The organism is Spartobacteria bacterium UBA695, assembly GCA_002298145.1.
GTDB lineage: Bacteria > Verrucomicrobiota > Verrucomicrobiia > Chthoniobacterales > Chthoniobacteraceae > UBA695.
The window spans coordinates 47,759-62,565 of sequence record DBMP01000006.1 but is presented as its reverse complement, the minus strand read 5'-3'; the positions used below and the strand labels follow the sequence as shown (position 1 = coordinate 62,565).

The following is a 14,807-nucleotide window of genomic DNA, read 5'->3' as shown; positions in this document are numbered from 1 at the left end:
CCATAGAATTTCCATGGCCCGCCGCTCCCGATCTGGTGAAGAAGAACTGCCGTTTGTGGCATTGATGGATACGCTCACAAACGTTGTGGGCGTGCTCATCATTGTCATGGTCATGATCGGCATCGGGCTGGCCAAAGCAGTGAACAAGGTGCTCTCCGATCTTCCTCCGGTGACGGTCGAAGAACACGCCAACCTGCAAAAGGTCGTTGAGGATACAAAGCCCGAGCAGGCGCCGGAAACCGTGGATGAGGCGATCGCCAAGATGGAAGAAAATCTCAAAAAAGCGGCTGAGGAACTCAAGCAGACTAAGGTTCCCAATCAGGACCGGATGGCGGCGGCTAAAATCGAGGAAATCGAAAAGAAAATCGCCGAAATTAAAAAGGAGCGGGACCAGAGAAAGGAGACCGTCGAAAAACTTTTGGCTGAAATCGACAAACTCAAAAAACAACTCGATGACACCCCGGCTTACGTTCCGCCGCCCGATGTCACGGTGAAAATTCCCAATCCACGGCCCATCCCTAATAACGCCGTCGCACAACATTTTTTCGTAAAAGGGGACCGTATTCTCTACATCAATACTGAGGATTACAGGAACCTTGTGATTCAGGAACTCAAGCGGAACGAGGCTTCGCTAAGCCCGCACAACGAAACCGTCAAAGGTGATGATGGAAAGCCGGTGATGCAAAAGGACGCCTCTGGACGGGTTGCCCCTCAACGGAGGGCTACCTATGAGCCTCAAAAAATCGCGGAATACTTTTCACGGATGCACCTTACGGGCCGCAGCCTTGGCGGTTCCGGAAAGGACATCGGCATCGAGGTCGCGCCGTCGCCGGATTCCCCGAATATTAATATTAAACTCGCGGTTCCGGCCACGGCGGGAGAAACGGTGGAACAGGCTCGGAAGCTGACTTCGGAATTCCAGACTCTTCTGCGCAAATTCAAGGGGGATCAGCGAACCGTGGTCTGGTTCAATATCGCTGAAAAGGGAATCCCGACTTATCTTGCGTTGCGCGAAGTGGTCGAACGTGCCGGACTACCCGTTGCCTGGGACTTGGACTGGTACTGCCTGCTCAACCTCACGTTGCCGCAGGAATGCGTGGTTACTTTCACGCCTTCGGCGAACCCCTCGGCCACTCCGCCCCCGGTCGTCATTACTCCGCCGAAGCCGACGCTGGATTGATTATGCCGTCTTTCTGCGGACCAGGGTGCCGGTAATGTGGATTTCGTCCGGGGCGGTATTGCCTGAAAGGATGGCGTTCAACACGCGGAATGAACGGTCGCCGATCTCTTCGTAAGGAATTTGGTAGGTTGTCAGGCCGTGCTCGGCGGCAAACGCGAAATCGTCCATTCCAACAACTTTCAATTCTTCGGGAACTCGGATACCCCGTTCTTTGGCTGCCCTCAACACCCCCACTGCCAGGAAGTCACTAGTGCAAACGACGCCTTCAACGTCGGGGTGCTCCGAGAGATAGTGTTTGGCGATCTCGGTCGGTTCTTGGAAAGGGTCGTCGTAGTTCGGATGCATCTCGGGCTCGAGCATAGCGTGCTGGCTGCATTCCTGGATGCCCGCCTCCGTCATCGCGCGGCGATATCCTTGGTACTTGTCGCGCGCAACGGTCGTCCATGCATAGTTAGCAAGAAAGCCGACTTTGCGAAGGCCCAGACCAAGAAGATGCCGAGTGGCAACGTACCCGGCGTCGAATCCGTCCACAATGACCGCCGGTCGGCGTGTTTCAGGAAGGTTGACCTCGACGAATACAATCGGAAATTTGCTCTGTGTGACCATCCGGCTGTAATACGGGTGATTCAGCGGATCGATCACCATGGGAAAGATAACCGCGCCGCGAACATCGAATTCGCCGAGGCGCGACACGATGTCGACTTCCTGCTGGATGTCAGCCCGGGTTGAGAGCAGCAGGGCCCGCTGGTCGAGATTGCTGGCGGCATTCTGAAATCCGCGCATTGTGCGCCAGACGCCTTCGTGATGTTCGCTCGGGTAGATGAAGGCGCATGCATTCAGCAGGAAAGGGGATGAAACCTGCGTCGAAACGTTGCTGATAACGTGGGTTCCGGCCCGTGTCCGCCGCGAGACCAGGCGCCCATGCTCCAGTTTAGCGACGGCTTTGCCAATCGTGCTGCGGCTGCAATGGAATTCCTCAGATAACTCGGCTTCCGTTGGAATCTGGTCGTTAATTTTCCAGACTTTGTCCAGAATTCGGCGTTCCAATTCGGCGAAGACGATATCTACTTTTTTGTTCTTCCGAGAGCCGGTCTTTTGCATACAAATGAGATTTAATCCCGTTAATATCTCATAACTCTGGCGCTCAATCGACTACAATTTTACTTTTTCGAAACGTCATAAGCTTAACAGCATGAGCAGCTAACACGAACCTATGGTGATTCGATGTCATTTTCGCGGCGTGTTGAAGGTAGTTTCGGCAGACAAATCGGAGTTTTGGCCCAATAGAGAAGAACCGATCCGATGGCAGCGCAAAATGCACCGATCACCATCAACGCGCCCGGTTCAAACCAAGTGCTTGCGATTAAGGGAAAGGTGACGACCTCGGGTGCGTTTTGATCGTAGTAAATAAGGTCCGCCGAGGGGAGGCCGTCCGCATCGATGAGCGGGTAGAGCGGTTTTGCCACGCTGCCCACGGGAGCGCGTACTTCCACGCTATGCCCGGTTTCCGTCCGGAACTGAAAGAGATTCCAGAAGATATAGCTGCGGTCATTCGGTTCGAGTTGGGCTTCGAGTTGGGCCGGGTCGGTTAACGCTACATCGGGAAGCCCTTCTTTGGTTTTGACCACGGCGACAACTTCGGCCCGAACTTTTTTCCCGAACAGCACCATTTCCACGGGGTGCCATATCTGACAAAAGCCTGCGATAAAGAGCCCGATTCCCAGCAGGATCATGATGAATTTCGGTTTTGATCCGCCTGGCGTATAGGTATCTATGCTTGGGGGCGGGATGAGTTGACTGTTGCTCATGATGCTGCCTCGGCTTCCTCGACTCCGCGTTTCTGGATATAGCCCCGTTTCTCCAGGTGGCTAAAATAGAGCGTAATTGCAATCCCGATGCTGCCCATGAATAACATCCAGAGATAGCCGCACATATAGTTATATTTCATGGGAACATACCCCGAGGCCACGACGGGGCGGCAAATGGTGAGCCGCTGTGCGTGTGCCGCCTTCTCGACGAGATCGTAGAATCCGCGCGCTTGGTCAATGCAAGGTTCTTCCGCACTTGGGCCTGTTAACATGCGAATGCGGGCCGTGATCGGGTCGGCGGGGCTGGGGCCGAAAGATGCGCCCTCTGGCAGCACGGCCAACACTCGAATTGATCTCGATGTGGGGCCGGGGCTGACTCTAACGTGGTCGATTTTCCCCGGCGTCCGCAGTCCGTGCGCCATCGCGTTGAGCTTGCGGTCGGGGCGGGGGATCGCATCGAACAATCCCAGGAACAGGTTGACGATGCGATGAATGGGAGAAACATAATCATCCAGCGGCGATTCGATGGTCATGAGGTCCATTGCAAGCGCGCGGTGGATTTTAAAAATGGGGACGCCATCGGGATTCGATCCATCGAATAACTCGGCGCGACGTTTGCCAAATGCGGTGGCGATTTTCATGCGCGCGCTTTCAGCCTGCTGAGCGTTATCGGCTCCGGGGTTTGTCAGAATGCTGGCGAGAATCCGATATCCGGCCTCCGTTTTTACCGGTCGCATGTCGATAAAGCCGGGCAATTCGGAACGCAGCTTGTTAAGGGAGGAGTTCATATCGCGAGGGCCCGGACGATCCGCTAAGGGGAGTTCAATTTCGAGAGCTTCCTTAACTTGCCAATCGAGGATTTGATCTCCGTCGGCGATCATGCGGCTGGAAAGGGTTCGGGTGACCTGCTGCTCAAAGTCTTTGGACCGTTGTTCGAGAGTTCGATCAATCCCCTCGATTTGTTGCGAGAGAACCTGAATCTCCCGCGCGAGGTCTTGGACGCTTTTTTGCAGAGCGCTGTCGGCTTCAGTGTTGCCCGCCTTCACGCGAATTTGATCGCGTTTTGATTTTTCCTGCGTAACCGCGGCGGATTTTTTCTTCAGCAGAAGCTCGCGTTCTTTCGCAAGCTTCTCGCTTGAGTTGTCGCGAAGACGCACCTCCCAGGAGCATCCCTTTTGGCTGACAACCCCGTTTGCCTGCCAGGCATTCGCTTCGATGCTTTTGGAGGTAAAACTTGGTTCGTCGTTCGATGAACTCCACGTTTTGGATCGAAGAAATGACTGCACTTCTGCCTTGGGTGCTTCGTTCTTGAGCACGACGCGAGCCATCTCTCCCGCCGCTGGCTGGAAGAGGACGGCAAATGCCCAGATGAAAAGGCCTACGCCATTGAGTGTGATTAACGCAGTGAGCTTTTGAATAATGACGGAACCCGCGCCGTAGGTTCCCATTTTGTTGCGCCGGATATAGTCATAGACGAGCGGAAGATAGACCATATTTGTCAAAATTCCGATGATTGATCCTGTTTCGCCGAACGTGATGATCTCGACTAACGAGGGACGCTGGTCCGGCAACAAATAGGTGACGTAGCAAAAGTAAGCAAAGTTGAGCGCAACCGAGATGCAAATGAGCGTTCGATACGCTTTCATCCGGTTAAGCTTATCGGCGAAGAGGGTTAACAAACCGATGATGAACATATTTAGGACACCGCCAACGGCGACGTTGATGCCCATGTCTTGTTTAGTGTAGTTCCACTGGTCTGTGTAGAGGAGATTCCCCAATGGCCCGAGGCCAGCCGCAAGCACGGCCGATCCGAAAACCAATAGAAACACTGGCCAGAGTTCGCGGTCGGACAATCCGCCGACAAAGCTTCGCAGCGACAGGCGCTCTCCCTTCAGCGGACTCTGTTGATCCATTTCCTTAATGCCTAAGGTAATTAGCAATAGCAGTACCAGCAGCGCTAGCCCCGATATCCAGTAAATCACCGTTTCGCCCACAATTGGAACTCCCGCCATAAACCGAACGTCATCGAAGCGCCCCAATGCGACGAAATAGAATATAATACCTGCGAAATTGTTCAGCCACTGCATGATTCCCGTAGCGCGGCCTCGTTCGTGCGGGGGAATGATTTCCTGGCTGAGCGCCTCCATTGGAGAGTTTAGATCGCAGCACAGGCAGTAGAGCATGTAAACTGCCAAGAGCGCCCAGAAGTTTGGCATCAACGGCATGAGTGCCATGCTCAGGATCATGCCGGACCACGAGGCCACGATAAACGGTTTTCGGCGGCCCAGCCGGGTCCAGATCCGGTCTGAGATGAAATTAACGCAAGGCCCGGCGATCATCGAAATCGCCGTCGGTAGGCTTAGAATCAGTGTGAGCCCCGCGGGATGATCGAGGAACTTCTTCAGGGAAAATATAAACGCTGTTCCTACACTCCCGAGGGTGTATGCGAAAGCTGCGGAAGGCAGCACCGCGAAAATGATCCATCGCGAAGGAATCTCTTTTTTGCAAGTGATAATCATGCCGGAGTAACCGTGTAAAGACTTCGAATTTTCAATGTGCAGCGGCGACTAGGGAGTGAGACTTCTCGAATAAAACGGGATCACGGCAGAGCCATCGGCGTTGGCGGAGACGATGGTTTCAAGGCGTTTTTCTGCAAGTACATTGATTTGTCCCGAGGGGAGCTGTTTGATGGATTGGCCGATGGAGTAGATCAGAAATACATTGCTGCGTGTGGTGAGAAGATCCACGGTATTGCGAAGCAGTTCCTCGCTTGCCTCACCGCTGGAGGTTGCTTGGTCGATCTCGGCGAGTTCCCCTCGCGACCAATAGTAAGGGAGTCCGTAATGGTTGCCCGGGTTCTTCCCTGAGGCGACGGTAAAATGGATTACCGAATCGGCAAGCGAACTTCCGGTCGTTGCGGCAAGGGCCCCGCTTGCGGGGTAGCCGTCGGGAAGTAAACTAGGTACGCCAAGAAAAATAGCTTCGAGCGGCTTTGACCGTATCGAAGGGGTTGCACCATCCATAAATGGGATAATGGAGGCATTCAAATTGACCCGCCCTCCGAGGTAACGGGTGCTGCCGCTGGTGGTGCAGACATTGTAGGGAAGGGAATCGGTGGAAGAGGTTTGCAGGGGAACTGAAAACATATCCAGCAAAGCCCAGTCGGGCAGCGAATCGGGATCGTTCTTGGGCTGGAGCCTGAGGGTCCGCCATGGTACTACAGAATATTGAGACATCGTGTACTGAGGATCGTTCCCGGTGTGGACAAAACCCAATTCGGCAACGCTTTGCATAATGCCTGTGGGGTTTAGCATTTGGCCCGTGGTACTGGCGGTTGTCCCCTTCGGGCTGGGTAACCGCACGCCTTCCGCAAGATGACCGTCCGCGTCGGTGTCTTGTTGCGCGGTGCCGTAAACGTAGTCTTTCGTTCCCAAGGTCCCGAACGGAACATTCGGCGGTGCTCCCACAACTCCGTTCCCGAGGGTCGGCCCCCCATTAAGACCTCCGGCCGTGGAGACCCACCCCCCGTCGTTTGTGTAGGGATCATCAACGGCAAGCGTTGAAATGGAATTCTCGTCAACAGACTCGTCATCAATGGGGCACCTTAATCGATCGGTTCCACCTCGATCAAATTCGTCCGCATTGCCGTGTTGGGAGTACAGAATCACGCACGGCATGAAAGACAACGGCTGGCCCCGGTTATGAGGGGGCTTAAAAGTTAAGGGCATCTTGGTTCCGGTCGAGGGGTCCTCCGTGAACTCGATGTTAATTACCCGGTATTCACCCGCATTGACGACTAGTTTGCTATCGTCACCGCCGACGTTGTCTATGGTGATGTCCGAGAAATTGTCCAGCATTGCCCAAAAATAGCATTGATCAAATACATCTTCCGATGCATTCCCATTAAAGACTTGGAGGTGATGCTTGATTTGCCAACCGGTTAGATTCACTTTGTCGAGCCCGCCGTAGCGAGGCAGGCAAAGCTCTGTTTTTGAAGTGATGCCATATTGCGGGGGATTGGTATCGGGAAGCTTGTGTAGGTAAAATCCAAATTCGGTGACCCTGGGGCCGCTCCTTGTAATGCCCCGCACGTCATTCCGAGAGAAAGTCCACGGCATCGACATCGTAAAGCCGCTTTCGCCGATGGCCTCGCCGCGGATGGGGTCGCATGATTCCCGCGCGGACTCCCGGGACCGGACATAATCCAAGATGTTCACGGCAATTTGTTGAACGCGCACCGGCGCGTATTTATCGACGAAGCTCGTGCCCGGCTTATAGGGCCAATCCCTTCGTGCTAGGATTTTCGAAAGGGTGATAATGACGTTGCTTACTTTGTTTGCGTCAAGACTGTAGATCGAGCCGGGATCGGAGTTGGGGTTGTCGTCGGGGAGGATGTCCAGGAAGGGTGAATTGCCGGCCAGATTTCTCTGCGTCGTCAGCATGATGCGGGGCTCGCCGAAAATGTTTACATCGGGAGTCTGGCTTGTGACGCCAACCGAGAATTTTTCGGCATCAATGGCCGAAGCGATGGCTGGACCCACGGCTCGGGCTTCGGCTAGACTATTGAAATAGTGCCCCTTTGCAGCCGATGTGCCGGTGCGGTAGTTGATGAGGTCCTGAATATTTTCTGCTTTAAGCCCCGTATTTGAAAATGCGAGGAGATTGACTTGGGATGGAAGGCTCGGCGGGGAATTCGGGTCCGGGTTCGGTTTGTAGGAAGCGGTGTTCAGGTTTACCCGGGAAGAGCCGTCATCGGTCCAAAACGCAAGTCGCCCGACCAGCGGGTTGGTGGCGTCGAAGGGTGGCAAGCTGGTCCCGGTAACGGCCACTAGACTTCCATCCTGACGCATGTAGATCCAATTTACAGTCAGCGACACCGGGTTGGTGGTGATGAGGTTTCGGGAAGAAGGTTCGCTGGAATGGTTCAGGTTTAAATCCACGGCAATATCCTTGTCGGTGGAAGTGGCCTTGCCTGAATGCAGCTCGACGATTTTTGAAGTTGCTGTACTCCCCGATACCGTGGTTGTCATGATTTGGCCCGGTTGGGTCGCTACTGCCCCGCCGGGTTGCATCGCCTGTTGAATGCGTGCCATGACAATGTCGTTGGCGGCTTGAGCATAGTAGTGAGACATTTCTCCTTGCAGGTGCGAAAAGGCCGATGAGCGTTCAAAACGCATGCTGGTTAGGAATCCAATCACCACAACCGAGATGAGCGCGATAAAGATGAGCGCCAACATCAGGGTAAATGCCTGCAACTTACCTCGTGCGTGGAGTGGAAAGCGATTCAAAGTCATACAGCGCCTATTGCCCATTTTCCAGGATCACACTGAACTTTACGATGCTGGCATTCGAGCGAATGGATTGGGGAAGATTGGAGAAGCAATTTTGCGCTGTCGAAGCGGCGGCTACCGCCTGCCGGACGGTGGTCGTGAGCTCGTCAGTCAGTCGTTTGGCCGCGGCTGGACCGATGACGATGAGGGAAATGTCCACCCGGGCGGGGAGTTTTTTCGTGGATCGAGAATCCCACGATGTGAGCGGTGTTTCCGTGGGGTTGCCCGACGCATAGGCTTCCATCCAAAATCCGATGACGTTTTCAAGAAATAGCCCTTCGAAATTGGTTCCCGGTGCAAACCCGTTTAGCAAGTCACTAGTTATCCAGTTATCGGGATCGCGATAGATCAGGTAATTGGGGGAGTCTGGATTGACAAAAAAACGGCAAAGGCAGGGAAGGTTATTTTTCCAAGCCACGAAATAACCGACTTCCGCGAAGTCGCCTGAATTTGTTGTACTGGCGATGGGGGCTTGCCAAAAAACCGAATCATGGAATGAATATGGCGCGCCCACTTTGGGTGGGTTAATTAAGAACTGAAGGCTGTTGGCGGTTGAACTGGAAGCATCGCGTGACAACACCGCCTGACGCATTTCTTTTTCTATAAAATTCAAGGCCGCACGTGCTCCGCTCCGCTGCTGTGTTTTGTCAACTTCCATGGGTATAAGGCGGCTGACATGGCCTGAGATGGCCGCCAGAAGCGCCATGAAGACCATCGTGATTGCCGTGGCCGTGAGCATTTCCAATAGCGTAAAGGCTCGGCTATCGGGGGAGCGTAACATGAATCACTTTCTTGTTCTGACTTTCAGGTGGCGCGCCGGCGGGCCAAGTAAATGCCAGCGTCAAAATCGAAAAATGAGCCCCAACATCGGGGAGTTCCGTTTCCTCGGGATGCCGTAGGGATACCTGGCAGGAGTAGATGGTTCCCGGTGCCGATTTAGCGAGGAGCGTTCCCTGATTATCAAAGCAGTAGGGAGAATCGGCAATGGTTTCAGTGGTCGAGCTGATTTCGGCATTGCCGCGCAATTGTGCCACGACCACTGAAGTCATTGCGGTGAGGGTGGTGTCATCACTGGCGCATTTCTCTGAGGCGAAGCCAATGCCTAACAACCCCAGTATCGCCGGGATAGTGACTGCGACCACCCCCAAAGTCAAAACCAACTCCATGAGACTGAACGCCGTTCTATTGGCTCGGTTAAGCATGTTCCTTTGGAGACTCAGCTTCGGGCATTACGGGCGCAACGCCTTGGGGGTGCCTGTGAATTGATTGAAAATGATTTGATAATAGTTTCCGGCATTGCCGCGCTCTGAAACAATATTTAGCGTTGGCGGGGCTGCGATCGCGGGATTGCCACCGGAAGCCATACTGCCATTGGGCAGGAACACTTGGTATCCGTACGCCCCAGAAGAGATTGCTCGTCCGTTGTGGGAGACATTTTCCAGGGTGGGGGGCATCATCGGTGTGTTATCTAAAAACGACGCGCTCTTGGCACCTCGGTCGAATTTGACTCCGGAAGGCAGCGATTGCCATTTCGTAGCGGGTGTCCAAGTGTTGCTTCCTGGCTTGCATTCCATCAAGCAGTAAGCCTTGTAATCAAGCGCGGGATCGTTTGAGGCTGTTACGATAACAAGCGCGGTCATTGAGTTTTGCGTCATCGCATTCTGTCGCGCCTGATTGGCGATATCGACTAGTTGATTACCCGCAATAGTCACGCTGTTGCCTTGGTTGAGGTTATTTAGGGAGGGTAGGGAAACGGCGGCAAATGTCGCTGCGATTGCGACAACCGCCACAAGCTCCAGCAAAGAGAATCCGCCGCTAAGGATTTGCGGATCGCACCGGCGGGGGGGATTTCTTTTCATAAGTTTCCGGGGGCTACACTATAGGAATACTGCCGACGTGAACAGATAGGTTCACACCAATAGGTGGTCCGTTTTTCATCGGTATGCCGGGACGTTACTGGGATTAGGCAGACAAATCAAGGTTTTTTTATTTTGCCGGGCCCCGGGTTTTTTCGTCGTAGCGTATTGAATGGCGGGAGAATGGGATGGATGGGAGTTATTTCCAGGGAAAGAAATGCTTTTCGAGATCAACGCGTTTTGAAGGGGGTGGTCGCCGAAATGGTTGGCGATTGAATACAAAATTTTAAGGATGCGGTGCGAAAACGCAATTTCGGCCTTGATTTGTCAGGCAAAATAATGGAAAAGATTTCCGTAATCAATGGCGGCTTGGCTAATGGAGGCATTGGCAAGAACGCTCGCTTCCCCTTTTTTGATCCCGGCTCTACCCATCATTCCCTGTAGTTCTCATGAAGTTTCCCGCGATTATTATCCTGGCGCTAGCCTCGTTGTGTTTGTCCGTTGCTGCGGAAATTGAAGGCGTCATTCCCGATCCGGGTTTTGAGATATGGAATCCGAAGCGAAATCTTCCGTTTAGTGAAGCGGGACAATGGTGTATTTGGAACCAGGATCGCGGTGTTTTTTCTGTCTTTGAACAAAACGCAACGGAAGTGCATTCGGGCCGTTATTCACTGCATTTAAAAGGGACTCCCAATGTCAATGCTTCGTGCATTTTTTACGAAGTGCCGCCGGAAAAACTTGAAGCGCTCAAGGGAAAAACGCTGGTGTTCAGCGCTTGGATTAAGCGAGTGAGCGGCGCATCGGGGAATGTAGGCATCGGGGTTGGCGGGCACGATTCCGAGGAAAACGGCTTTGGAAAATCCGAATGGACCCTCGACACAGGGGCGCTGCCTTGGCTGCGTTATGTGTTGAAGTATCCGATGCCCAAAAAGCTCAACTATCTTCGGCTTTACCTTACATGTAAGAGCGACAACGAGGGGGTGGGCGATGCCTATTTCGACGACCTATCCGTCGAGACGGAAGATACTCCGAAGGCTTCCGCCATGGCATCGGATTCGCGGGAGTTGAAGGTCTTTTCACCAGAGGGTCTCGACATTGCATGGACCGCTGACAAGTTTGGTAGAGACCTGTTTTTCCAGACGGTGTGGGCGGCGGAGTTTAATGACAAGGTCTTCTACCTGGGCGCGTTAGACGGTCCCGCAGGGCAATTCTCCGGGCTTAGAATCAACGCCGCAGCGACCGACCGGCGCTTGGTAATTGACGCCCCCAATGAGCTTCAGCTAGTCCTCAAACTTAAGAGCCCCATTGACGTAAATGTTCAGCTAAAAGGGACCGATGCCGATTGCGTTGCGCCTCTTTCGAAGACGGGTGAAGAATGGCGCGAAACGGCGGTGCCTCTGCGATCCTTCTCTGGTATCGAGAAGCTCAAGGACTTGAAAGACATTGTGTTTCAGCTTCCTGCCAATCTTTCCAAGGGCGAGGCGTTGGAAATCGCGGGGGTCAAATTAGTCTCTACCGGATCAAGCCCAGCGTTCAGCTGGAAGGAAACCCCCAAAGTGGCTCAAATGCGCCAGGAAATCGCCTCGCACTCGATGGTATTCAAAAGTGATCCGTACAAACGGCCCTCGATCGAAGGCGGCGTATTCCATATGCAGGGGAAGCCCGTGTTTTATACTGCTCCGATTTGCCCCAGCTTCACCTTTCTTGCGGACTTCACGCCCAATGCACGGAAGTATAGCAATGATCCACTATATACAGACTTGCCGAATCCTAAAACACTCGCGCAATTAAGGTTCAATACATTCGGATTTACTTCGGAGCCGCTGTGTCTGATGCCGATGTGGCTCCAGAATTATTGCGTCATTTCCGAAAATCGAATTGCGGAACGCAACATCGCAAGATCATTCCTGGATGGCATGTCAGGCACTCCGTTCTTTGCGGACCTGTCCCAACTTCCCGATGCGGGGATGCGAATTTTGAAGGAGACGAAGTTGTGGCGTCCCGAAATGGAACAGCAAAATAGCATATGGCACGACTTCGTTCCGCTTTGCATGGAAAACCCAGCTTGCGACAAGGTGCTGACTCAGGAATTCAAAGATACAGCGAGAGAAATCCTGTCCAATCATGGGAATCCGTTTTCCTACGAATTATTCAACGAACCTGTTTACAACTGCCAGTGCGAATTCAACCGGGCGGCTTTCGGCAAGGAGCTGGAAAAGAAATTTAAATCCATAGACCAGCTTAACCGCGCGTGGAGTACCGAATTCAGTTCGTTCGACGAGGCTGCATTCACCAAAAGTTTGGAAAAGACCCCCGGCCTGTGGGCGGAATGGTGCAAGTTCTCTGGGACGAAATATGCTGAAACCCTCAAAAAATATATCAACGTCATCAAATCGGTAGACCAGCGGAAAAACGTCTACTTTACTGAGCAACCCGTTGTCCTTTCCATCCTCACCGGGCAAGACGCTGCGGGGATGGATTATCGGAAAGTTGCGGAAGTGCTCGACATTCTTGGCATCGAAGGGGGCTGGAGTTATGGTCGGGACGCGGTGAACCGTCGAGCTGACATTCAAGGAAATGTCCTGGAGAGTGCCCTCAATTCGGTGAACGCAAAGTATTCATTCATCTGCGACTTTTTCCAGAACCTCGCCAAAAATCAAAAACCGGTGGTCGATCACGAGCATTACTGTGCGCGTTTTGAATTCGGCAAGCGCGTGCCTTCCCAAAAGACGGATTTTACCACGACTTTTTGGAACCAGATCATGCATGGAATGGACGGCGCGCTGCTCTATCTCTGGGACAAGCGTTCCTTTGACTGGAGGACTTTCGAAGAAGCCAAAGCGAATGTCTATAACGGAGGTTACAAGGCATATAGTCTTTTGAACCCTTATAACTATACGCGCGAGTCATTGGACGGAATCAAACAGTTTCGGGATGAATTGGATGGGCTGGACACGATTGTCATGCCCAAGCCGCGGCAGCAACCCGCGCGAATCGGCATCGTCTATTCCTATCCTTCGATGCGGAATAGTGCCGTAAACGGACGCAACGTCATCAGCGAAGTGATGAACCTGTATCATTGGCTCCTGACAAAGCATTATCCGATGAGGATTGTGATGGAAGAGGAATTGGGTGATGCCGATATCGCTAGCTTGGACATGTTGATTGCGCCGGCCATGCACTTTTCTTATCCGGAAACCGTGGGGCGTCTGACTTCGTACGTCAAAAAGGGAGGCAAACTGTTCCTTTGCAACGATGCGCTGGCAAACGACGAGAATGGGAGGTTAATTGACAGCGTTGCCCTAACCGGGATCACCCGGTCCGCATGTGCTCCATATCGAACCGAATTGACGGTGTCTGGCACATCCGCTGCGGTTGAAGTTACCCGGCGGGCGAGCGTCAAAAGCGCCAGCGCCATTGATACCGACAACTCCGGGAACGTTCTCTTGAGCATGAATAAAATCGGAAGCGGCCGTGTCTTTTACTTCGCGGCGTCGGGCGATAGTGTTGCCGCCGAGCATGCGCTTGAGTATGCCGTCAATCGCGAGAAGATTTCCAAGTACATTGATATCGTTCCGGAGGACTCCAAGGAACTCAACGAGACCGAAGCCGCTTTGATTGACCGTGGCGACACCAAAGTGCTCTTCGCCGTCAATTGGGAGGACCGCGGATCGCGGCTGGCCAGAATACAAATTCCGCAGAAGGTCCGCGGAACATTCTATGTAACTGATTACGTGACAAAGAAACACTATCTTGCGCCGGATGGAAACCGGGTATGGACGGGAGAAGCGCTTGCCAAAGGGGTGTTGACGATCATTCCACCACAGCAGCGGACCATTTTATTATTGCAGCGTCAGGTACCCTTCGCGGTCATGCCGGTCAGCGAGGCTCAAGTCCGATGCACCTTTGCTGAAATTGCCGCAAAGGAGGCAGACGGCCTCAAGAAACAAACTGCACTTGAATCAGCCGCGATGGCCGAGCGGCTCAAGGGAAGATCGTATCCCGATGTGAATGCTTCGAAATGCGTTCCGTTGGATATTCATCGGCAGGTCAACATGGGTTTCGCCGATGAAGTCGCGGGCGATAAAAAAGGCGGCTGGTCAGACCAGGGTATCAACGACTATGCGCTAATGCCCACCGGGAAGCAGACGCTCGCCAATGTTCCGTTTAAGATCATCGTTCCGGCGGAAAATCAAGGCCGGTCCGCGATCGTATTGGCAGGGAAACCTCGGCCTTATTTTCCGAAGGAAGTCTCTGGAATAGCCGTGGATACTCAAGCCAGATACATCTACTTTCTGCACACCGCATGTTGGGGCGTTGATCCCGGGCAACCCGCGTTCAATTACAAGATCAACTATGCTGACGGCACCTCAAAAGCAGTTGCTCCAGTGATGGATCAGGATGTGGCCGCTTGGGGAAATCCGGAGGTGATCCCCAACGCGAAGATTGCGCACGAGTCCCACAACGGATTTTGTGAGCGAATTGGCATTTACTGTTGGCGCTGGAGTAATCCCTCTCCTGAGAAACTTGTTAAATCCATCGATATATCCTCCCTAAACAACGATCTGGTTCCGATCATCGTCGGCATTACGGTCGAGCGCCCATAACTAGTTCATTCCTCGCACGCTACGTT

The 14,807-nt window shown here is 53.2% G+C and carries 9 protein-coding genes; 2 read left to right on the top strand and 7 right to left on the bottom strand.

Annotated features, from left to right (window positions below):
* Positions 1-13: 13 nt before the first annotated feature.
* Positions 14-1,180 (top strand): hypothetical protein, encoded by a 1,167-nt coding sequence (locus B2828_RS02235; protein ID WP_479632050.1) that lies wholly within the window; start codon positions 14-16, stop codon positions 1,178-1,180.
* Here B2828_RS02235 and B2828_RS02230 read toward each other — a convergent pair whose 3' ends face one another.
* From B2828_RS02230 to B2828_RS02200, 7 genes are all read right to left on the bottom strand, one after another.
* A complete protein-coding gene (locus B2828_RS02230; RefSeq protein WP_479632049.1) occupies positions 1,181-2,281 on the bottom strand; it encodes a substrate-binding domain-containing protein in 1,101 nt (366 codons plus the stop codon). It lies immediately after the preceding gene.
* Positions 2,282-2,391: 110 nt separating this feature from the next.
* Positions 2,392-2,988, bottom strand: a complete 597-nt coding sequence (locus B2828_RS02225; protein WP_479632048.1) for a hypothetical protein — start codon at positions 2,986-2,988, stop codon at positions 2,392-2,394.
* Complete coding sequence (locus B2828_RS02220; RefSeq protein WP_479632047.1) at positions 2,985-5,507, bottom strand: MFS transporter; 2,523 nt, start codon at positions 5,505-5,507, stop codon at positions 2,985-2,987. Before B2828_RS02220 ends, B2828_RS02225 begins: the two co-directional genes overlap by 4 nt.
* Before the next feature lie 48 nt (positions 5,508-5,555).
* Positions 5,556-8,282 carry a hypothetical protein gene (locus B2828_RS02215; RefSeq protein WP_479632045.1) on the bottom strand — a complete coding sequence of 909 codons (2,727 nt, stop codon included), beginning with the start codon at positions 8,280-8,282 and terminating at the stop codon, positions 5,556-5,558.
* Between the two features lie 7 nt (positions 8,283-8,289).
* Entirely contained in the window at positions 8,290-9,099 is an 810-nt protein-coding gene (locus tag B2828_RS02210; protein ID WP_479632044.1) for a PulJ/GspJ family protein, read from the bottom strand.
* Complete coding sequence (locus tag B2828_RS02205) at positions 9,080-9,520, bottom strand: hypothetical protein (RefSeq protein WP_479632043.1); 441 nt, start codon at positions 9,518-9,520, stop codon at positions 9,080-9,082. Before B2828_RS02205 ends, B2828_RS02210 begins: the two co-directional genes overlap by 20 nt.
* A 27-nt stretch (positions 9,521-9,547) precedes the next feature.
* Positions 9,548-10,177, bottom strand: a complete 630-nt coding sequence (locus B2828_RS02200; protein WP_479632042.1) for a pilus assembly FimT family protein — start codon at positions 10,175-10,177, stop codon at positions 9,548-9,550.
* Positions 10,178-10,623: 446 nt separating this feature from the next.
* On the opposite strand from B2828_RS02200, the gene B2828_RS02195 reads away from it, so the two are divergent.
* A complete protein-coding gene (locus tag B2828_RS02195; RefSeq protein WP_479632041.1) occupies positions 10,624-14,781 on the top strand; it encodes a beta-galactosidase in 4,158 nt (1,385 codons plus the stop codon).
* Positions 14,782-14,807: the final 26 nt, after the last annotated feature.